Raw genomic sequence first — 20,287 nt, forward strand, 5'->3', positions numbered from 1 at the left:
GGTGCCGGGACCCGTGGGGGTCCCGGCACCCGCCGGTACGTTTCTGCTGGTGGGCGTCCCCGGCCGGGGGACCGGGACTAAATGTCCTCGTGGGCCACGGCGCGGCGTGCGTCGGCGTCCAGGACGCCCCAGCTGATCAGCTGCTCGGTGAGGACCGAGGGGGACTGGTCGTAGATGACGGCCAGGGTGCGCAGGTCGTCCTGGCGGATCGACAGCACCTTGCCGTTGTAGTCGCCGCGCTGGCTTTGGATGGTGGCGGCGTAGCGCTGGAGCGGGCCGGCCTTCTCGGCGGGCACGCCCGCCAGGCGCTCCAGGTCGAGGCGCAGCTTCGGCGGCGGCTCGGCGGCTCCGCCGGGGGTCGTGCCCGGCAGCAGCTCCTGGACCGGAACCCCGTAGAAGTCCGCCAGCTCGGCGAGGCGCTGGACGGTCACGGCGCGGTCCCCGCGCTCGTACGAACCGACCACCACGGCCTTCCAACGGCCCTGGGACTTCTCCTCGACTCCGTGGAGGGAGAGGCCCTGCTGGGTGCGGATGGCGCGGAGCTTGGCCCCGAGCTGTTTGGCGTATTCGCTGGACATAACGCTCCCGGACGCTGTGACGTGCGGCTCCGCCGCGCGGCTGGTAACTCACTGTGAGGTTACGCAGCGTTACGTGGATGCGTCAAGCCGAATGGTCATCGACGCCCTCGTACGAGGGGAAGCGCGCGGCCCCGGTGCGCGGACGCCGCCCCGGCCCTGGTACCGTGGGCGGCGTACATCAGACGTCCTTTAAGGTCCGTCCCGTGAGGCGGAGAAGGAGGTCCTCTTTCATGGACAGCCAGCTTTCCCAGGTCTCTCCCGATGAAGCGATGCGCCCCGTTCTGGAGGCGCAGGACATCGCCCGGGTGCTGACCCGTATCGCCCACGAGATCGTCGAACGCGCCAAGGGCGCCGACGACGTGGTGCTCCTCGGCATCCCCACCCGCGGTGTGTACCTCGCCCGCCGGCTGGCCGCCAAGCTCGACGAGATCACCGGGACGAAGATCCCGGTCGGCTCCCTCGACATCACCATGTACCGCGACGACCTGCGCCTGAAGCCCGCCCGGGCCATCGGCCGCACCGAGATCCCCGGCGACGACATCGACGGCCGTCTCGTGGTCCTCGTGGACGACGTCCTCTTCTCCGGCCGCACCATCCGGGCCGCCCTCGACGCCCTGGGCGACCTCGGCCGCCCCCGTGCCGTCCAGCTCGCGGTCCTCGTCGACCGCGGCCACCGCGAACTTCCGATCCGCGCCGACTACGTGGGCAAGAACCTGCCCACGTCGCTGCGGGAGACCGTCAAGGTCCAGCTCCAGGAGGAGGACGGCCGCGACGCCGTACTGCTCGGCCAGCGGACCGTCCAGGCAGCAGCGCAGTAGCCCACCCGGGTACGGGGCCCCTCTGCGGGGTCCGTGCCCCGGCCTGCCCTGCCCGCACCACCGTCAGCCCCGCCTGCCTGCCCTCCCGACTTACGGAGCACCCAGATGAAGCGCCACCTCATCTCGGCCGCCGACCTCACGCGCGACGACGCCGTCCTCATCCTCGACACCGCCGAGGAGATGGCCCGCGTCGCCGACCGGCCGATAAAGAAGCTGCCCACCCTGCGCGGCCGCACGATCTGCAACCTGTTCTTCGAGGACTCGACCCGTACCCGGATCTCCTTCGAAGCCGCCGAGAAGCGCCTCTCCGCCGACGTCATCAACTTCGCGGCGAAGGGCTCCAGCGTCTCCAAGGGCGAGTCCCTCAAGGACACCGCCCAGACCCTGGAGGCCATGGGCGTCGACGCCGTCGTCATCCGCCACCACGCCTCCGGCGCCCCCTACCGGCTCGCCAACTCCGGCTGGATCGACGCCCCGGTGATCAACGCCGGCGACGGCACCCACCAGCACCCCACCCAGGCCCTGCTCGACGCCTTCACCATGCGCCGCCGCCTGGTCGGCCGGGACGCCGGCCTCGGCAAGGGCCTCGACGGCCGCCGGATCACCATCGTCGGCGACGTCCTGCACAGCCGCGTGGCCCGCTCCAACGTCGACCTGCTGCACACCCTCGGCGCCGAGGTCACCCTGGTGGCCCCGCCCACCCTGGTGCCGGTCGGCGTCGAGAACTGGCCCTGCGAGATCTCGTACAGCCTGGACGAGGCGCTCCCGAAGTCCGACGCCGTCATGATGCTGCGCGTGCAGCGCGAGCGGATGAACGCCGCCTTCTTCCCGACCGAGCGCGAGTACTCCCGCCGCTACGGCCTGGACGCCGCCCGCATGGCGAAGATGCCCGAGCACGCCATCGTGATGCACCCCGGCCCCATGGTCCGCGGCATGGAGATCACCGCCGAGGTCGCCGACTCCGACCGCTGCACGGTCGTCGAGCAGGTCGCCAACGGCGTCTCGATCCGCATGGCCGTCCTGTACCTGCTGCTCGGAGGCTCCGAGCCCGCCGTCACCACCAGCACCCCCGCGCGCACCGAGGAGACCAAGTAACCATGAGCAAGATCCTTATCCGTGGCGCGAAGGTCCTCGGCGGCGACGTGCAGGACGTCCTGATCGACGGCGAGACCATCGCCGCCACCGCCCGGACGGGCGAAATCGACTGGAGTGGCCAGGACCTCTCCGCCGAGGGCGCCCAGGTGATCGAGGCCGCCGGCCAGATCCTCCTCCCGGGCCTCGTCGACCTCCACACCCACCTGCGCGAGCCCGGCCGCGAGGACTCCGAGACCGTCCTCACCGGCACCCGCGCCGCCGCCTCCGGCGGCTACACCGCCGTCTTCGCGATGGCCAACACCTTCCCGGTCGCCGACACCGCCGGCGTCGTCGAGCAGGTCTGGCGCCTGGGCAAGGAGTCCGGCTACTGCGACGTGCAGCCCATCGGCGCCGTCACCGTCGGCCTGGAGGGCAAGAAGCTCTCCGAGCTGGGCGCCATGCACGAGTCCGCCGCCCGCGTCACCGTCTTCTCCGACGACGGCAAGTGCGTCGACGACGCCGTGATCATGCGCCGCGCCCTGGAGTACGTGAAGGCCTTCGGCGGCGTCGTCGCCCAGCACGCCCAGGAGCCCCGCCTGACCGAGGGCGCCCAGATGAACGAGGGCGTCGTCTCCGCGGAGCTCGGCCTGGGCGGCTGGCCGGCCGTCGCCGAGGAGTCGATCATCGCCCGCGACGTCCTCCTCGCCGAGCACGTCGGCTCCCGCGTGCACATCTGCCACCTCTCCACCGCCGGCTCCGTCGAGATCGTCCGCTGGGCCAAGTCCCGCGGCATCGACGTGACCGCCGAGGTCACCCCGCACCACCTGCTCCTCACCGACGAGCTGGTCCGCTCGTACAACCCGGTCTACAAGGTCAACCCGCCGCTGCGCACCGAGCGCGACGTGATGGCCCTGCGCGAGGCGCTCGCCGACGGCACGATCGACATCGTCGCCACCGACCACGCCCCGCACCCGCACGAGGACAAGGACTGCGAGTGGGCCGCCGCCGCCATGGGCATGGTCGGCCTGGAGACCGCGCTCTCCGTCGTCCAGCAGACGATGGTGGAGACCGGGATGCTCGACTGGGCGGGCGTCGCCGACCGCATGTCCGTCGCCCCGGCCCGCATCGGAGGCCTGGCCCACCAGCACGGCCGGCCCGTCTCGGCAGGTGAACCCGCGAACCTGACCTTGGTCGATACCTCGTACCGTGGTCTCGTGGACCCCGCACACTTCGCCTCCCGCAGCCGCAACACGCCTTACGAGGGCCGTGAGCTGCCGGGGCGCGTCACTCACACCTTCCTGCGGGGCCGGGCAACGGTCGTGGACGGGAAACTCGCGTGACACCTGCAGTAATCCATCTGGCCGCCGAGGCCGCCGAACGACAGTCGGCGGAGGTGACGGACTGGGGTGCCCGCATCGCTTGGGTGGCCGGTCTGCTCGTCTTCATCGCGTTCGTGTACTGGCTGATGCGGCAGGGCTGGAAATGGCGCGGCACCCTGCAGAGCGATCTGCCGGAGCTGCCCGCCGCCCCCGGCGGTCTCCCCGCGCACCGGCTGGCCCTGACCGGCCGGTACCACGGGTCCACCACCGCCGGGCAGTGGCTCGACCGGATCGTCGCCCACGGTCTGGGGGTGCGCAGCCGGGTGGAGCTCACCCTCACCGACGCGGGCCTCGACGTGGTCCGTCCGGGTGCCACCGACTTCTTCGTACCGGCCTCGCAGCTGCGCGGCGCCCGCCTCGACAAGGGAATCGCGGGCAAGGTACTCACCGAGGGCGGTCTGCTCGTCGTCACGTGGGCGCACGGCGACACACTGATCGACTCCGGATTCCGCTCCGACCGCGCGGCCGAGCACGCCGCCTGGGTCGAGGCCATCAACTCCATGAACCAATCCATCACGACGGAAGGCGCCGAACGATGACGACCTCCACCAGGGGAGCGAAAGCTCCCGCCGTACTCGTCCTGGAGGACGGTCGGATCTTCCGCGGCCGTGCCTACGGCGCTGTGGGGGAGACCTTCGGCGAGGCCGTGTTCTCCACCGGCATGACCGGATACCAGGAGACCCTCACCGACCCGTCGTACCACCGGCAGGTCGTCGTGATGACCGCCCCCCACGTGGGCAACACCGGCGTCAACGACGAGGACCCCGAGTCCTCCCGCATCTGGGTCTCCGGCTACGTCGTGCGCGACCCCGCGCGCGTCCCGTCCAACTGGCGCTCGCAGCGCTCGCTGGACGAGGAGCTCGTCAAGCAGGGCGTCGTCGGCATCAGCGGCATCGACACCCGCGCCCTGACCCGCCACCTGCGCGAGCGCGGCGCCATGCGCGTCGGCATCTTCTCCGGCGAGGAGCTCGTCAACAGCGCGACCGAGGCGGCCCTGCTGGCGAAGGTCCAGGCCCAGCCGCAGATGAAGGGTGCGAACCTCTCCGCCGAGGTCGCCACCAAGGAGGCGTACGTCGTCCCCGCGATCGGCGAGAAGCGCTTCACCGTCGCCGCCGTGGACCTCGGCATCAAGGGCATGACCCCGCACCGGATGGCCGAGCGCGGCATCGAGGTGCACGTGCTGCCCGCCACCGCCACCGTCGAGGACGTGTACGCGGTCAACCCCGACGGCGTGTTCTTCTCCAACGGCCCGGGCGACCCGGCCACCGCCGACGGCCCCGTCTCCGTCATGCAGGGCGTCCTGGAGCGCAAGACCCCGCTCTTCGGCATCTGCTTCGGCAACCAGATCCTGGGCCGCGCGCTCGGCTTCGGCACCTACAAGCTGAAGTACGGCCACCGCGGCATCAACCAGCCGGTCCAGGACCGCACCACCGGCAAGGTCGAGGTCACCGCGCACAACCACGGCTTCGCCGTCGACGCGCCCCTCGACAAGGTCTCGGAGACCCCCTTCGGCCGCGCCGAGGTCTCCCACGTCTGCCTGAACGACAACGTCGTCGAAGGCCTCCAGCTGCTCGACCAGCCGGCCTTCAGCGTCCAGTACCACCCCGAAGCGGCCGCCGGCCCGCACGACGCCGCGTACCTCTTCGACCGCTTCGTTTCTCTGATGGAGGCCGAGCGTGCCTAAGCGCACCGATATCCAGTCCGTCCTGGTCATCGGCTCCGGCCCGATCGTCATCGGCCAGGCCGCCGAGTTCGACTACTCCGGTACCCAGGCCTGCCGCGTCCTCAAGGCCGAGGGCCTGCGGGTCATCCTGGTGAACTCCAACCCCGCGACGATCATGACCGACCCGGAGATCGCCGACGCCACGTACGTCGAGCCGATCACCCCCGAGTTCGTCGAGAAGATCATCGCCAAGGAGCGCCCCGACGCGCTCCTGCCCACCCTCGGCGGCCAGACGGCCCTGAACACGGCCATCTCCATGCACGCGCAGGGCGTGCTGGAGAAGTACGGCGTCGAGCTCATCGGTGCCAACGTCGAGGCCATCAACAAGGGCGAGGACCGCGACCTCTTCAAGGGCGTCGTCGAGGCAGTCAAGGCCAAGATCGGCTACGGCGAGTCCGCCCGCTCGGTCATCTGCCACTCGATGGACGACGTCCTCAAGGGCGTCGAGACCCTCGGCGGCTACCCCGTCGTCGTCCGCCCCTCCTTCACCATGGGCGGCGCCGGCTCCGGCTTCGCCCACGACGAGGACGAGCTGCGCCGCATCGCCGGCCAGGGCCTCACGCTCTCCCCGACCACCGAGGTCCTCCTGGAGGAGTCCATCCTCGGCTGGAAGGAGTACGAGCTGGAGCTGATGCGCGACACCAAGGACAACGTGGTCGTCGTCTGCTCCATCGAGAACTTCGACCCGATGGGCGTCCACACCGGCGACTCCATCACCGTCGCCCCGGCGATGACCCTCACCGACCGCGAGTACCAGCGGCTGCGCGACATCGGCATCGCGATCATCCGCGAGGTCGGCGTCGACACCGGCGGCTGCAACATCCAGTTCGCGATCAACCCGGACGACGGCCGCGTCATCGTCATCGAGATGAACCCGCGCGTCTCCCGCTCCTCCGCGCTCGCCTCCAAGGCCACCGGCTTCCCGATCGCCAAGATCGCCGCCAAGCTGGCCATCGGCTACACGCTGGACGAGGTCCCGAACGACATCACCGAGAAGACCCCGGCCTCCTTCGAGCCGAGCCTCGACTACGTCGTCGTCAAGGCCCCGCGCTTCGCCTTCGAGAAGTTCCCGCTGGCCGACGCCACCCTCACCACCACCATGAAGTCGGTGGGCGAGGCCATGGCCATCGGCCGCAACTTCACCGAGGCCCTCCAGAAGGCCCTGCGCTCCCTGGAGAAGAAGGGCTCGCAGTTCACCTTCGTCGGCGAGCCCGGCGACAAGGACGAGCTGCTGCGCGTCGCGGTCCGCCCGACCGACGGCCGCATCAACACCGTCATGCAGGCCATCCGCGCCGGCGCCACCCAGGAGGAGGTGTTCGAGGCCACCAAGATCGACCCGTGGTTCGTCGACCAGCTCTTCCTGATCAAGGAGATCGCCGACGAGCTCGCCTCCGTCGAGAAGCTGGAGCCCGAGCTCCTCGCCGAGGCCAAGCGCCACGGCTTCTCCGACGCCCAGATCGCCGAGATCCGCGGCCTGCGCGAGGACGTCGTCCGCGAGGTCCGCCACGCCCTCGGCGTCCGCCCGGTCTACAAGACGGTCGACACCTGCGCCGCCGAGTTCGCCGCGAAGACCCCGTACTTCTACTCGTCCTACGACGAGGAGTCCGAGGTCGCCCCGCGCACCAAGCCCGCGGTGATCATCCTGGGCTCCGGCCCGAACCGCATCGGCCAGGGCATCGAGTTCGACTACTCCTGCGTCCACGCCTCCTTCGCCCTCAGCGACGCCGGCTACGAGACCGTGATGGTCAACTGCAACCCCGAGACCGTCTCGACGGACTACGACACCTCCGACCGCCTGTACTTCGAGCCGCTGACGCTGGAAGACGTGCTGGAGATCGTCCACGCCGAGTCGCTGGCCGGCCCCATCGCCGGCGTCGTCGTCCAGCTCGGCGGCCAGACCCCGCTGGGTCTCGCCCAGGCCCTCAAGGACAACGGCGTCCCGGTCGTCGGCACCTCGCCGGAGGCCATCCACGCCGCCGAGGACCGCGGCGCCTTCGGCCGGGTCCTGGCCGAGGCCGGCCTGCCCGCCCCCAAGCACGGCACCGCCACCACCTTCGCGGGCGCGAAGGCGATCGCCGACGAGATCGGCTACCCGGTCCTCGTCCGCCCGTCCTACGTGCTCGGCGGCCGCGGCATGGAGATCGTCTACGACGAGACCCGCCTGGAGTCGTACATCGCGGAGTCGACCGAGATCTCCCCGACCCGCCCCGTGCTGGTCGACCGGTTCCTCGACGACGCCATCGAGATCGACGTGGACGCCCTCTACGACGGCGAGGAGCTCTACCTCGGCGGCGTCATGGAGCACATCGAGGAAGCCGGCATCCACTCCGGCGACTCGGCCTGCGCCCTGCCCCCGATCACCCTCGGCGGCTTCGACATCAAGCGCCTGCGCGCCTCCACCGAGGCCATCGCCAAGGGCGTCGGCGTCCGCGGCCTGATCAACATCCAGTTCGCGATGGCCGGCGACATCCTCTACGTCCTGGAGGCCAACCCGCGCGCCTCCCGGACCGTCCCCTTCACCTCGAAGGCGACCGCCGTCCCGCTCGCGAAGGCCGCCGCCCGCATCGGCCTCGGCGCCACCATCGCCGAGCTGCGCGCCGAGGGCATGCTCCCCAAGGAGGGCGACGGCGGCACCCTGCCGCTGGACGCGCCGATCTCCGTCAAGGAGGCCGTCATGCCGTGGTCGCGCTTCCGCGACATCCACGGCCGCGGCGTCGACACCGTCCTCGGCCCGGAGATGCGCTCCACCGGCGAGGTCATGGGCATCGACTCCGTCTTCGGCACGGCGTACGCCAAGTCCCAGGCCGGCGCCTACGGCCCGCTGCCGACCAAGGGCCGCGCCTTCATCTCGGTCGCCAACCGCGACAAGCGCTCGATGGTCTTCCCGGCCCGCGAGCTGGTCGCCCACGGCTTCGAGCTGCTGGCCACCTCCGGCACCGCCGAGGTGCTCAAGCGCAACGGCATCAACGCCACCGTCGTGCGCAAGCTCAGCGAGGGCGAGGGCCCGAACGGCGAGAAGACCGTCGTCCAGCTCATCCACGACGGCCAGGTCGACCTGATCGTCAACACCCCGTACGGCACCGGCGGCCGCCTCGACGGCTACGAGATCCGTACGGCGGCCGTGGCGCGCGGCGTCCCGTGCCTGACGACGGTCCAGGCGCTCGCCGCCGCCGTCCAGGGCATCGAGGCACTCGGCCGCGGCGAGGTGGGCGTGCGCTCCCTCCAGGAGCACGCCAAGCACCTGAACGCCTCCCGCGACTAGCAGCCCGTACGAAAGGGGGACACCGGCCACAGTGACCGGTGTCCCCCCTTTCATGAGTTCTTTCCGCGCGCACAAGGGATTCAAGGGATAAATCGGACGATGTACAAACTGTTCTTCAACCTCGTCTTCAAGCGGATGGACCCCGAGCAGGCCCACTACCTGGCCTTCCGCTGGATCCGCCTGGCCGCCCGCACGCCGGTGCTGCGCACCTTCGTCGCCGCGGCCCTGGCGCCCCGCTACGAGGGGCTGCGCACCGAGGCCCTGGGCCTGCGCATGCACGGCCCCTTCGGGCTCGCGGCCGGCTTCGACAAGAACGCGGTGGCCATCGACGGCATGGCCATGCTCGGCTTCGATCACGTCGAGATCGGCACCGTCACCGGCCAGGCGCAGCCCGGCAACCCCAAGAAGCGGCTCTTCCGCCTGGTCCCCGACCGCGCGCTGATCAACCGCATGGGCTTCAACAACGAGGGCTCCGAGGCCGTCGCGGCCCGTCTGGCCGCCCGCAACCCGGTCTTCAAGACGGTGGTCGGCGTCAACATCGGCAAGACCAAGGTCGTGCCGGAGGCCGAGGCCGCCGCCGACTACGTGGTCTCCACCGAGCGCCTCGCCCGCCACGCCGACTACCTGGTCGTCAACGTCTCCTCGCCGAACACCCCGGGCCTGCGCAACCTCCAGGCCACGGAGTCCCTGCGCCCGCTGCTGACCGCCGTACGCGAGGCCGCCGACCGCTCGGTCACCGGCCGCCGCGTCCCGCTGCTGGTCAAGATCGCCCCCGACCTGGCCGACGAGGACGTGGACGCGGTCGCCGACCTCGCCCTGGAACTGGGCCTGGACGGCATCATCGCCACCAACACCACCATCGCGCGCGAGGGCCTGGGCCTGAAGTCCGACCCGGCCCTGGTCAAGGAGACCGGCGGGCTGTCCGGCGCCCCGGTCAAGGAGCGCTCCCTGGAGGTCCTGCGCCGCCTCTACGCCCGCGTGGGCGACCGGATCACCCTCGTCGGCGTCGGCGGCATCGAGAACGCCGAGGACGCCTGGCAGCGCATCCTGGCGGGCGCCACCCTGATCCAGGGCTACAGCGCCTTCATCTACGAGGGCCCGTTCTACGCCCGCGCCATCCACAAGGGCCTGGCCGCGCGCCTGGCCGCCAGCCCGTACGCGACCCTGGCCGAGGCCGTGGGCGCCGAGACCCGAAAGGCCGCCCAGTGACCTCCCAGACCCCCGTGACCCCCTTCGGTGCCCGTCTGCGCGCCGCGATGGACGCCCGCGGCCCCCTGTGCGTCGGCATCGACCCGCACGCCGCCCTGCTGGAGTCCTGGGGCCTGGCCGACGACATCGCGGGCCTGGAGCGGTTCTCCCGCACGGTCGTCGAGGCGCTCGCCGACTCGGTGGCGGTCTTCAAGCCGCAGGCGGCCTTCTTCGAGCGCTTCGGCTCGCGGGGCGTGGCCGTGCTGGAGCGGACCGTGGCCGACGCCCGGGCGGCCGGGACCCTGGTGGTCATGGACGCCAAGCGGGGCGACATCGGCTCCACGATGGCCGCGTACGCCTCCGCCTTCCTCGACCCGGCCTCCCCGCTGTTCTCGGACGCGCTCACGGTCTCCCCGTACCTGGGATACGGCTCGCTGAAGCCGGCCGTGGACCTGGCCCGCCGGTCCGGAGCCGGTCTGTTCGTGCTGGCCCTCACCTCCAACCCGGAGGGCGCCGAGGTCCAGCGGGCGGTGCGCGAGGACGGCCGTTCGATCGGGGCGACCATGCTGGCGCACCTGGCGGCGGAGAACGCCGGGGCCGAGCCGATGGGCTCCTTCGGCGCGGTGGTCGGCGCCACCCTGGGCGACCTGTCCTCCTTCGACCTGGACATCAACGGCCCCCTGCTGGCCCCCGGCATCGGCGCCCAGGGCGCGACCGCCGCGGACCTCCCGGCGGTCTTCGGCGCGGCCGTGGGCAACGTGGTCCCGAACGTTTCCCGAGGCGTTCTCAAGCACGGACCGGACGCGGCCGCCCTGAAGGCCTCGGCGAAGCGGTTCGCGGAGGAGATCCGCGAGGCCGTCGCGGTCTGATCCGGGGGTGACGGACCGGCGCGGAGCACGGGCTGACGAAAATCGAACGTCTTTCCCCGGACAAAACCGGGGTAGTTTGTCCGTGATGTACGGTTCAGTGGAGGCTGACCAGGACTTTTCGTCCGTTCTCGCTGACTGGAGCGGCCTTGGCCGCTAGTCTCCGACCAGAGTGAACGCGCAGCGAACGAGTTCCATCGCTGTTCGGGAGCTCGCTCGGCGTGGTGCCCGAGGGCTCCCCGCCGGTCCGTATCCGACAGTTCGACATCCGAGGTGACGTAGGCGTGGCTCTTCCGCCCCTTACCCCTGAACAGCGCGCAGCAGCGCTCGAAAAGGCCGCCGCGGCTCGCCGGGAGCGGGCCGAGGTGAAGAATCGACTCAAGCACTCCGGCGCCTCCCTCCACGACGTCATCAAGACGGGCCAGGAGAACGACGTCATCGGCAAGATGAAGGTCTCCGCCCTTCTGGAGTCGCTGCCCGGCGTCGGCAAGGTCCGCGCCAAGCAGATCATGGAGCGCCTCGGCATCTCCGAGTCCCGGCGTGTCCGAGGTCTCGGCTCCAACCAGATCGCCTCTCTGGAGCGTGAGTTCGGCGGTAGCGGCGCCTGAGGCGTCGCCCGAAGTTCTCCCGGCGTTCTCGGGCAGTCCCGAGAACCTGGATAATCGCTCTATGGCAGCAGAGGTTCGTCCGCGGCTGACCGTGCTCTCCGGCCCCTCGGGGGTCGGCAAGAGCACGGTCGTCGCGCATATGCGCAAGGTCCACCCCGAGGTCTGGCTCTCGGTGTCGGCCACCACCCGCAAGCCGCGGCCCGGTGAGCGACACGGAGTCCAGTACTTCTTCGTCAACGACGACGAGTTCGACAAGCTGATCGCCAATGGCGAGCTGCTGGAGTGGGCCGAATTCGCGGGCAACCGCTACGGCACACCGCGCGGCGCGGTACTGGAACGCCTCGACAACGGCGAACCGGTCCTGCTGGAGATCGACCTCCAGGGCGCCCGGCTCGTCCGCGAGTCGATGCCCGACGCCCAGCTGGTCTTCCTGGCCCCGCCGAGCTGGGACGAGCTGGTCCGCCGGCTCACCGGCCGGGGCACCGAGTCGCCCGAGGTCATCGAGCGGCGGCTCGACACCGCCAAGGTCGAACTCGCTGCCGGGTCGGAGTTCGACACCACCCTGGTCAACACCTCCGTCGAGGACGTAGCACGTGAGCTGCTAGCCTTGATGGCAGTTGTCTGATCTTTTATCCATCTTCGGAAGGTAGAGCGTGTCCTCTTCCATCGCCACGCCCGAGGGCATCATCAACCCGCCGATCGACGAGCTGCTCGAGGCCACGGACTCGAAGTACAGCCTCGTGATCTACGCGGCCAAGCGCGCGCGTCAGATCAACGCGTACTACTCGCAGCTCGGTGAAGGCCTGCTGGAGTACGTCGGTCCGCTCGTGGACACCCACGTCCACGAGAAGCCGCTCTCGATCGCCCTGCGCGAGATCAACGCGGGTCTGCTGACCTCCGAGGCCATCGAGGCCCCGGCCCAGTAAGGCTCGACATCATCACCACAGGCCCGGCAGCACGGCTGCCGGGCCTGTGGTGTGTCATAGGTAGGACGCAACCGATCACGGGAGAAGCAGTGGACAAGCCGAAGGTCGTGCTGGGGGTCAGCGGCGGGATCGCCGCGTACAAGGCGTGCGAGCTGCTGCGCCGGCTGACCGAGTCCGGGCACGAGGTGCGGGTGGTGCCCACGGCGGCCTCCCTGAACTTCGTCGGCGAGGCCACCTGGGCCGCGCTCTCCGGGAACCCGGCCTCCACCGAGGTGTGGGAGAGCGTCGACGAGGTGCCCCACGTGCGCATCGGGCAGAGCGCCGACCTCGTCGTGGTCGCCCCGGCCACCGCCGACATGCTGGCGAAGGCCGCCCACGGCCTGGCCGACGACCTCCTCACGAACACGCTGCTCACCGCACGCTGCCCGGTGGTCTTCGCCCCCGCGATGCACACCGAGATGTGGGAGCACCCCGCCACGCAGGAGAACGTCGCCACGCTGCGCCGCCGCGGCGCCGTGGTCATCGAGCCCGCCGTCGGGCGCCTGACCGGCAAGGACACCGGCAAGGGGCGGCTGCCCGACCCCGAGGAGATCTTCGAGGTCTGCCGGGCGGTCCTGGCCCGCGGGGCGGCCGCCCCCGACCTGGCCGGACGGCACGTGGTCATCAGCGCCGGCGGCACCCGCGAGCCCCTGGACCCGGTCCGCTTCCTCGGCAACCGCTCCTCCGGCAAGCAGGGCTACGCGCTGGCCCGCACCGCCGTGGCGCGCGGCGCCCGGGTCACCCTGGTCGCCGCCAACACCGCGCTGGCCGACCCGGCCGGGGCGGACGTCGTACGGGTGGGCACGGCCCTCCAGCTGCGCGAGGCGGTCCTCAAGGCGGCCGCCGACGCCGACGCCGTGGTGATGGCCGCCGCCGTGGCCGACTTCCGGCCCGCCGTGTACGCCGACGGCAAGATCAAGAAGCAGGAGGGGCGCGAGCCCGACCCCGTGGCCCTCGTGCGCAACCCCGACGTGCTCGCGGAGGTCTCCGCCGAGCGCGCCCGGGAGGGCCAGGTCGTGGTCGGATTCGCCGCCGAGACGGACGACGTCCTCGACAACGGCCGGGCCAAGCTCCGCCGCAAGGGATGTGACCTTCTCGTCGTCAACGAGGTCGGCGAGAGCAAGACCTTCGGATCCGAGGAGAACGAAGCCGTCATCCTGGCGTCCGATGGGAGTGAGGTGCAGGTTCCCTATGGTCCGAAGGAAGCCCTGGCGGACGTGATTTGGGACCAGGTCGCGCCGCGACTCGCAGCCCCGCACGGTCTCCGACGCGCCTGAGCGTCGCTCTTCTCGACGGGAAATCCGTGCGTCAGAATGGAGTGCCGCAGGTCACACGGCTCCCATAGGGCGAGACGGGTGGTCCGGCGAACGGTGGCGACCGATAAACTGCATCTGGAACGTGATCGGGCGCAGCCCCCGGTATCGTTCCGCCAAATGATCAGCCAGCAGCCGCTGCAACCCCAGGGAGCATTGTGTCCCGTCGTCTGTTCACCTCGGAGTCCGTGACCGAGGGTCACCCCGACAAGATCGCTGACCAGATCAGCGACACGATCCTCGACGCCCTCCTCGCCGAGGACCCGACCTCGCGCGTGGCCGTGGAGACCCTCATCACCACCGGCCTGGTGCACATCGCGGGCGAGGTGACGACGAAGGCGTACGCCCCGATCGCCCAGCTCGTCCGCGACAAGATCCTCGAAATCGGCTACGACTCCTCGAAGAAGGGCTTCGACGGCGCCTCCTGCGGCGTGTCGGTGTCCATCGGCGCCCAGTCCCCTGACATCGCGCAGGGCGTCGACACGGCCTACGAGTCCCGTGTCGAGGGTGACGAGGACGAGCTCGACAAGCAGGGCGCCGGCGACCAGGGCCTGATGTTCGGCTACGCCTGCGACGAGACCCCCGAGCTGATGCCGCTGCCGATCCACATCGCGCACCGGCTGTCGCGCCGCCTCTCCGAGGTCCGCAAGAACGGGACCATCCCGTACCTGCGCCCCGACGGCAAGACCCAGGTCACCATCGAGTACGACGGCGACAAGGCCGTCCGCCTCGACACGGTCGTCGTGTCCACGCAGCACGCCGCGGACATCGACCTGGACTCGCTGCTCGCCCCCGACATCCGCGAGTTCGTCGTCGAGCACGTGCTCGCGCAGCTCGTCGAGGACGGCATCAAGCTGGACACCGAGGGCTACCGGCTGCTGGTCAACCCGACCGGGCGCTTCGAGATCGGCGGCCCGATGGGCGACGCCGGTCTGACCGGCCGCAAGATCATCATCGACACCTACGGCGGCATGGCCCGCCACGGTGGCGGCGCCTTCTCGGGCAAGGACCCGTCGAAGGTGGACCGCTCCGCGGCGTACGCGATGCGCTGGGTCGCCAAGAACGTCGTCGCCGCCGGCCTCGCCGCGCGCTGCGAGGTGCAGGTGGCGTACGCGATCGGCAAGGCCGAGCCCGTCGGTCTCTTCGTGGAGACCTTCGGCACCGCCAAGGTCGACGTCCAGAAGATCGAGGACGCCATCGGCGAGGTCTTCGACCTCCGCCCGGCCGCCATCATCCGCGACCTGGACCTGCTGCGCCCGATCTACGCGCAGACCGCCGCCTACGGCCACTTCGGCCGCGAGCTCCCCGACTTCACCTGGGAGCGCACGGACCGCGTCGACGCCCTGCGCGCCGCCGCCGGCCTGTAAGCGGTAGCAGAACGACGCGAACGGCCCCGGACCACCACGGTCCGGGGCCGTTCGCTGTCGGTGCCCTTTGGTAAGAATGCTGGTGTGAGCAGCGAGAACGAACCCGACGCAGACGGTCCCGGCGGCCCGCCGCAGCAGCTCGCGCTCATCCGGGAGATGGTCGCCGAGGCGAAGGCCAAGGCGCCCAAGGCCAAGCCGCGGACCTGGCGCGGCGCCGCCCTCGCCGAGGAGCTGCCGGTGGCCCGGGTCCTCGTGAACAAGGGCGTGCTCCACCTCGACCGGCTCTTCGACTACGCCGTCCCCGCCGAGCTCTCCGAGACCGCCCTGCCCGGCGTCCGCGTCCGGGTCCGTTTCGGGGCCGGCGCCCACCGGGTGCACGGCGGCCGGCGGGAGGGCGGCGGGCTCATCGACGGGTTCATCGTCGAGCGGCGGGCCGAGTCCGACTACGAGGGGGCGCTCGCCGCCCTCGCCCAGGTCGTCTCGCCCGAGGTGGTCCTCGGCCCCCGGATGCTCGCCCTCGCCCGCGCCGTCGCCGACCGGTACGCGGGCAGCCTGGCCGACGTGCTGCAGCTCGCCCTGCCCCCGCGCAACGCCCGCGCCGAGGCCAAGCCCTCCCCGGACCCGCTGCCCCCGCCGCCCGTGCCCGAGCCCGGCGGCTGGGCCCGCTACGGCGCCGGGCCGGCGTTCCTGCGCGCCCTGGCCGGCGGGGGCACCCCCCGCGCGGTGTGGACCGCCCTGCCCGGACCCGGCTGGGCCGACGAGCTGGCCCGGGCCATGGCCGCCACCCTCGCCTCCGGACGCGGCGCCCTCGCCGTCGTCCCCGACGGACGTACGGCCGCCCGGGTCGACTCCGCCCTCACCGCCCTGCTCGGCGAGGGGCGGCACGCCCTGCTGACCGCCGAGTCGGGGCCCGAGAAGCGCTACCGGGAATGGCTCGCGGTCAGCCGCGGCTCGGTACGGGCCGTGGTCGGCACCCGGGCCGCGATGTTCGCCCCCGTACGGGACCTCGGGCTGGTCGCGGTCTGGGACGACGGCGACTCCAGCCACAGCGACGACCACGCCCCCTTCCCGCACGTCCGCGAGGTGCTGGAGCTGCGCGCGGTCTCCGACGGCTGCGGCTTCCTCGCCGGCGGCACCAGCTGCACCGTCGAGGCCGCCCAGCTCGTCGAATCCGGCTGGGCCCGGCCGCTGGTCGCCGACCGGGAGACGGTGCGCGCCGCCGCCCCCCGCATCCGCACCGTCGGCGACGAGCTGCTGGCCCGTGACGGGGCCGCCCGCGCGGCGCGGCTGCCGAGCCTGGCGTGGGAGACCGTACGGGAGGGGCTCAAGAGCGGGCCCGTACTGGTCCAGGTGCCCCGGCGCGGGTACGTGCCCCGGCTGGCCTGCGAGCGCTGCCGGACCCCGGCCCGCTGCACCGTGTGCGCCGGCCCGCTGGAGGCTCCCGACGAGCGGGACCTGCACTGCGGCTGGTGCGGGCGGGGCGAGCCGGCCTGGCACTGCGAGGAGTGCGGTTCGTTCCGGCTGCGGGCCCAGGTGGTGGGTGCGCGGCGGACCGCCGAGGAGCTGGGCCGGGCCTTCCCGGCCGTGCCGGTACGGACCTCGGGGCGCGACCACGTCCTGGACGAGGTGCCGGACCGCCCGGCGCTCGTGGTGTCCACCCCGGGCGCCGAACCGGTCGCGGCGGGCGCCGGGTACGCGGCGGCGCTGCTGCTGGACGGCTGGGCGATGCTGGGCCGGCCCGACCTGCGGGCGGGGGAGGAGGCGCTGCGCCGCTGGATCGCGGCCGCGTCGCTGGTCCGCGGGGACGGCCAGGTCGTGGTGGTCGCCGAGCCGACGCTGCGGCCGGTCCAGGCGCTGGTGCGGTGGGATCCCGTGGGGCACGCGGTACGGGAGCTCGCGGAGCGGGCCCAGCTGGGTTTCCCTCCGGTGTCCCGGATGGCGGCCGTGGCGGGGCGGGCGGAGGCGCTGGAGGCCTTCCTCGCCGCCGCCGTGCTGCCGCCGGACGCGGAGGTCCTGGGTCCCGTCCCGCTGCCGGGGCGGCGGGGGGAGGCGTCTCTGGGGGAGCGGGCTCTGATCCGGGTTCCCCCGGGCAGCGGGGCGGCGCTGGCCGCCGCGCTGAAGTCGGCCCAGGCCGCGCGGATGGCCCGGGGGGTCCCGGCGGCGGAGGCGGTGCGGGTCCGCATCGACCCGCCGGACATCGGCTGACGCCGGGCGTCGTCTGCGGGCCGTGGCCGCTGCGCGGGGCGAGGTCCCCTGCCCGCCCTTCCTCCCCCAGCTACAGCTGGGAGGTGCCCCCAGTTCCCAGGGGCGCTGCCCCTGACCCCGTACGGGCGCTGCGCGCCCGCCGGCGTTTGAGGCGGAAGGGCGGGTAGGGGAAAGCCCCGCAGGGCCGCCCCCCGGAGGAGGGGCGGCGGGGCTGCGGGGCGGGGCCGTCGGGGGTCGGCGTCCCGGCGGCGGGGGCGGGGTCAGCCGTTGCGGGGGCCGGGGAAGGCCGACTGGCGGGCAGCGGCGGCCGGCACCGCCGGCGCGGGCTGCGACTCCTCGCGCACCGGCTGCGGCGGTACCGAGCGGGCCGCCGGGATGGTGGGCAGGGGGCCCAGCGTCCGGGTGGCGGCGCCCTCGGCCATCGGCTCGGCCGCCTCGGCCGCCTGCGCGCGCCGGGCCCCGTAACGGCGGTGCACGGCCTGCTTGGTGACGCCGAGCGCCGACCCGACCGCGTCCCAGGAGAAGCCGAGGGAGCGGTCGAAGTCCACCGCCGCGGTGACGAGCGTCTCGACGCTGTCGCGCAGCTCCTGCGCGAGGCGGACGGTGGGCGCGGGCGCCCTGCCGTAGACGACGAAGCCCGTGGAGGGCCCGGAGCGGCGCGGGCGGTACACGTTGCCGAGCTGGGCGGTGAGCGTGCGCAGTGCGTCCACCTGCCGGCGAACCCGCTCGATGTCCCGCACCAGGAGGTGCAGACTGGCCCGTGCTTGGGCGTCATGGGTGGCGTGGTCGGCCATGGAGAAGCCTCTCGAACCGGTGCTGAAGAGCGGATCGGGCCGCAGACACCGTTCAGAATCGCGGCCCGTTTCGGTCAATCTCTCTTGACCAACGCGCCAACGTGCGCCCAGGTCACGCCCTGGGGGCGTGTCGGCATATGCGAGAGGCGCGTGTGTGTGCGTACGCCCCCGATCCCGCAGGTGGGCCCGGGGGACCACGCCCCCTAGACTGGACCGTTGCTGACGCCGAGATAGCGAGGTAGGACCCCAGTGAAGCTCGTCTTCGCAGGCACCCCCGAGGTCGCCGTGCCCGCCCTGGACGCCCTCATCGCCTCCGGGCGGCACGAGGTCGCGGCCGTCGTCACCCGGCCCGACGCACCGGCCGGACGCGGCCGCCGGCTGGTCGCCAGCCCGGTCGCCGAGCGCGCCGAGGAGGCCGGCATCGAGGTCCTCAAGCCGGTCCGCCCGCGCGACCCGGAGTTCCAGGAGCGGCTGCGCGAGATCGCACCCGACTGCTGCCCGGTCGTCGCCTACGGCGCCCTGATCCCCAAGAGCGCGCTCGACATCCCCGTCCACGGCTGGGTCAACCTGCACTTCTCGCTGCTGCCCGCCTGGCGCGGTGCCGCCCCCGTCCAGCAGTCGATCATGGCCGGCGACCAGGTCACCGGGGCCTCCACCTTCCGCATCGAGGAAGGGCTCGACACCGGTCCGGTCTTCGGGATCCTCACCGAGGAGATCCGCCCGACCGACACCAGCGGCGACCTGCTGACCCGCCTCGCCTTCGCCGGGGCCGGACTGCTGACCGCGACCATGGACGGCATCGAGGACGGCACCCTGCGCGCCGTCGAGCAGCCCGCCGAGGGCGTCTCCCTCGCGCCGAAGATCACCGTCGAGGACGCCCGCATCGACTGGAACGCCCCCGCGCTGCGCGCCGACCGCGTCGTGCGCGGCTGCACCCCGGCACCGGGCGCCTGGACCGTCTTCCGCGGCGAGCGCCTCAAGCTGATCTCCGTCGGGCTCGTCACCGACCGCACGGACCTCGCGCCCGGCGTGCTGGCCCCGGCCAAGAACAACGTCTACGTCGGCACCGGCTCGCACGCCGTCGAGCTGCTCTGGGTGCAGCCGCAGGGCAAGAAGCCGATGAAGGGCGCCGACTGGGCCCGCGGGGTGCGCATCGCTCCCGGCGAGCGCCTGGGCGGGGCCGACGTAGGCTGATTCCATCCGCGCCCCGCGGACGGGGCGCCCGTGAGTACCCCGTCACACCGCAGTACCCCGTAGCACCTCGTACCTCCGGAGCACCTTCCACGTGAGCGAAAAGTCCCCCCAGCCCCGTCGCAGCCCCGCCGCGGGCGGCCGGCCGGCCAAGCCCTACCGCCGGCCCCAGAAGGACCCCGTCCGGCTGCTGGCCTTCGAGGTGCTGCGGGCGGTGGACGAGCGCGACGCGTACGCGAACCTCGTCCTGCCCCCGCTGCTGAAGAAGGCCCGCCAGAACGAGTCGTTCCAGGCGCGCGACGCCGCCCTGGCCACCGAGCTGGTCTACGGGACCCTGCGCCGCCAGGGCACGTACGACGCGATCATCTCGGCCTGTGTCGACCGGCCGCTGCGCGAGGTGGACCCGCCGGTCCTGGACGTGCTGTCCCTGGGCGCGCACCAGCTCCTCGCCACCCGCATCCCCACGCACGCCGCGGTGTCCGCGAGCGTGGAGCTGGCCCGGGTGGTGCTCGGCGACGGTCGGGCGAAGTTCGTGAACGCCGTCCTGCGCAAGATCGCCGCCCATGACCTGGACGGCTGGCTGGAGCGGGTCGCGCCGCCGTACGAGGAGGACGCCGAGGAGCACCTCGCCGTCTACCACTCCCACCCCCGCTGGGTGGTCAGCGCGCTGTGGGACGCCCTGGGCGGCGGCCGCGCCGGGATCGAGGACCTCCTGGAGGCCGACAACGAGCGGCCCGAGGTCACGCTGGTGGCCCGGCCGGGCCGGTCCACGACCGAGGAACTGGTGGAGGCGCTCGGCGAGGAGTCGGCGCTGCCGGGCCGCTGGTCCCCGTACGCCGTCCGGATGGCCGAGGGCGGCGAGCCGGGCGCGCTGGAGGCGGTCCGCGAGGCGCGCGCCGGCGTGCAGGACGAGGGCCGCCGCCAGGGCCAGGGCCACCAGCTGGCTGCCCTCGTCC

Annotated in this window: 18 protein-coding genes; 16 read left to right on the forward strand and 2 right to left on the reverse strand. The window is 72.2% G+C overall.

The window, feature by feature from the left end; translation table 11 throughout:
* Positions 1–77: 77 nt before the first annotated feature.
* On the reverse strand, positions 78–578 hold the full coding sequence (gene bldD / locus AB0F18_RS31530; protein ID WP_007263032.1) for a transcriptional regulator BldD: 501 nt from the start codon (positions 576–578) through the stop codon (positions 78–80).
* 230 nt (positions 579–808) lie between these two features.
* Here bldD and pyrR point away from each other — a divergent pair, with 230 nt between their 5' ends.
* From pyrR to AB0F18_RS31600, 14 genes are all read left to right on the forward strand, one after another.
* On the forward strand, positions 809–1,396 hold the full coding sequence (gene pyrR / locus AB0F18_RS31535; protein ID WP_362066812.1) for a bifunctional pyr operon transcriptional regulator/uracil phosphoribosyltransferase PyrR: 588 nt from the start codon (positions 809–811) through the stop codon (positions 1,394–1,396).
* 105 nt (positions 1,397–1,501) lie between these two features.
* A complete protein-coding gene (locus AB0F18_RS31540; protein WP_362066814.1) occupies positions 1,502–2,491 on the forward strand; it encodes an aspartate carbamoyltransferase catalytic subunit in 990 nt (329 codons plus the stop codon).
* A gap of 2 nt (positions 2,492–2,493) precedes the next feature.
* Entirely contained in the window at positions 2,494–3,810 is a 1,317-nt protein-coding gene (locus tag AB0F18_RS31545; RefSeq protein WP_362066816.1) for a dihydroorotase, read from the forward strand.
* Entirely contained in the window at positions 3,807–4,388 is a 582-nt protein-coding gene (locus tag AB0F18_RS31550; protein ID WP_362066818.1) for a hypothetical protein, read from the forward strand. The genes AB0F18_RS31545 and AB0F18_RS31550 overlap by 4 nt, the downstream gene beginning before the upstream one ends.
* Complete coding sequence (gene carA, locus AB0F18_RS31555; protein ID WP_362066820.1) at positions 4,385–5,533, forward strand: glutamine-hydrolyzing carbamoyl-phosphate synthase small subunit; 1,149 nt, start codon at positions 4,385–4,387, stop codon at positions 5,531–5,533. The genes AB0F18_RS31550 and carA overlap by 4 nt, the downstream gene beginning before the upstream one ends.
* Positions 5,526–8,834, forward strand: a complete 3,309-nt coding sequence (carB, locus tag AB0F18_RS31560) for a carbamoyl-phosphate synthase large subunit (protein WP_362066822.1) — start codon at positions 5,526–5,528, stop codon at positions 8,832–8,834. Before carA ends, carB begins: the two co-directional genes overlap by 8 nt.
* A 99-nt stretch (positions 8,835–8,933) precedes the next feature.
* Positions 8,934–10,043: a quinone-dependent dihydroorotate dehydrogenase gene (locus AB0F18_RS31565; RefSeq protein ID WP_362066824.1), complete on the forward strand. Its 1,110-nt coding sequence runs from the start codon at positions 8,934–8,936 to the stop codon at positions 10,041–10,043.
* Positions 10,040–10,891 (forward strand): orotidine-5'-phosphate decarboxylase, encoded by an 852-nt coding sequence (gene pyrF, locus AB0F18_RS31570; RefSeq protein WP_362066826.1) that lies wholly within the window; start codon positions 10,040–10,042, stop codon positions 10,889–10,891. Before AB0F18_RS31565 ends, pyrF begins: the two co-directional genes overlap by 4 nt.
* A 281-nt stretch (positions 10,892–11,172) precedes the next feature.
* Positions 11,173–11,496: an integration host factor gene (locus AB0F18_RS31575; protein ID WP_030234009.1), complete on the forward strand. Its 324-nt coding sequence runs from the start codon at positions 11,173–11,175 to the stop codon at positions 11,494–11,496.
* 61 nt (positions 11,497–11,557) lie between these two features.
* The gene (gmk, locus tag AB0F18_RS31580; protein WP_362066828.1) at positions 11,558–12,121 is read left to right on the forward strand and encodes a guanylate kinase; all 564 of its coding nucleotides are present in this window, start codon (positions 11,558–11,560) and stop codon (positions 12,119–12,121) included.
* Between the two features lie 28 nt (positions 12,122–12,149).
* On the forward strand, positions 12,150–12,422 hold the full coding sequence (gene rpoZ / locus AB0F18_RS31585; RefSeq protein WP_362066830.1) for a DNA-directed RNA polymerase subunit omega: 273 nt from the start codon (positions 12,150–12,152) through the stop codon (positions 12,420–12,422).
* A gap of 89 nt (positions 12,423–12,511) precedes the next feature.
* Entirely contained in the window at positions 12,512–13,738 is a 1,227-nt protein-coding gene (gene coaBC / locus AB0F18_RS31590) for a bifunctional phosphopantothenoylcysteine decarboxylase/phosphopantothenate--cysteine ligase CoaBC (protein WP_362066832.1), read from the forward strand.
* 194 nt (positions 13,739–13,932) lie between these two features.
* Positions 13,933–15,141, forward strand: coding sequence for a methionine adenosyltransferase (gene metK, locus AB0F18_RS31595; RefSeq protein WP_362066834.1), 1,209 nt, complete (start codon positions 13,933–13,935; stop codon positions 15,139–15,141).
* An 84-nt stretch (positions 15,142–15,225) separates the two neighbouring features.
* Entirely contained in the window at positions 15,226–17,346 is a 2,121-nt protein-coding gene (locus AB0F18_RS31600; protein WP_362066836.1) for a primosomal protein N', read from the forward strand.
* Positions 17,347–17,606: 260 nt separating this feature from the next.
* On the opposite strand, the gene AB0F18_RS31605 is transcribed toward AB0F18_RS31600, so the two are convergent.
* Positions 17,607–18,140 (reverse strand): hypothetical protein, encoded by a 534-nt coding sequence (locus AB0F18_RS31605; RefSeq protein WP_362066838.1) that lies wholly within the window; start codon positions 18,138–18,140, stop codon positions 17,607–17,609.
* A 249-nt stretch (positions 18,141–18,389) separates the two neighbouring features.
* On the opposite strand from AB0F18_RS31605, the gene fmt reads away from it, so the two are divergent.
* Together fmt and AB0F18_RS31615 are read left to right on the forward strand one after the other, a co-directional pair.
* Positions 18,390–19,334, forward strand: coding sequence for a methionyl-tRNA formyltransferase (fmt, locus tag AB0F18_RS31610; protein WP_362066840.1), 945 nt, complete (start codon positions 18,390–18,392; stop codon positions 19,332–19,334).
* Positions 19,335–19,425: 91 nt separating this feature from the next.
* On the forward strand, positions 19,426–20,287 hold an 862-nt coding region (locus tag AB0F18_RS31615), incomplete at its 3' end, for a transcription antitermination factor NusB (RefSeq protein WP_362066842.1).

It is taken from the genome of Streptomyces sp. NPDC029216 (assembly GCF_040648015.1).
Taxonomy (GTDB): Bacteria; Actinomycetota; Actinomycetes; order Streptomycetales; family Streptomycetaceae; genus Streptomyces.

Excerpts from the sequence above, each read along its gene's own strand:
- AB0F18_RS31565 (WP_362066824.1), top strand. The coding sequence starts at position 8,934 with ATGTACAAACTGTTCTTCAACCTCGTCTTCAAGCGGATGGACCCCGAG.
- AB0F18_RS31540 (WP_362066814.1), top strand. The coding sequence starts at position 1,502 with ATGAAGCGCCACCTCATCTCGGCCGCCGACCTCACGCGCGACGACGCC.
- gmk (WP_362066828.1), top strand. The coding sequence starts at position 11,558 with ATGGCAGCAGAGGTTCGTCCGCGGCTGACCGTGCTCTCCGGCCCCTCG.
- pyrR (WP_362066812.1), top strand. The coding sequence starts at position 809 with ATGGACAGCCAGCTTTCCCAGGTCTCTCCCGATGAAGCGATGCGCCCC.
- AB0F18_RS31545 (WP_362066816.1), top strand. The coding sequence starts at position 2,494 with ATGAGCAAGATCCTTATCCGTGGCGCGAAGGTCCTCGGCGGCGACGTG.
- bldD (WP_007263032.1), bottom strand. The coding sequence starts at position 578 with ATGTCCAGCGAATACGCCAAACAGCTCGGGGCCAAGCTCCGCGCCATC.
- AB0F18_RS31605 (WP_362066838.1), bottom strand. The coding sequence starts at position 18,140 with ATGGCCGACCACGCCACCCATGACGCCCAAGCACGGGCCAGTCTGCAC.
- carA (WP_362066820.1), top strand. The coding sequence starts at position 4,385 with ATGACGACCTCCACCAGGGGAGCGAAAGCTCCCGCCGTACTCGTCCTG.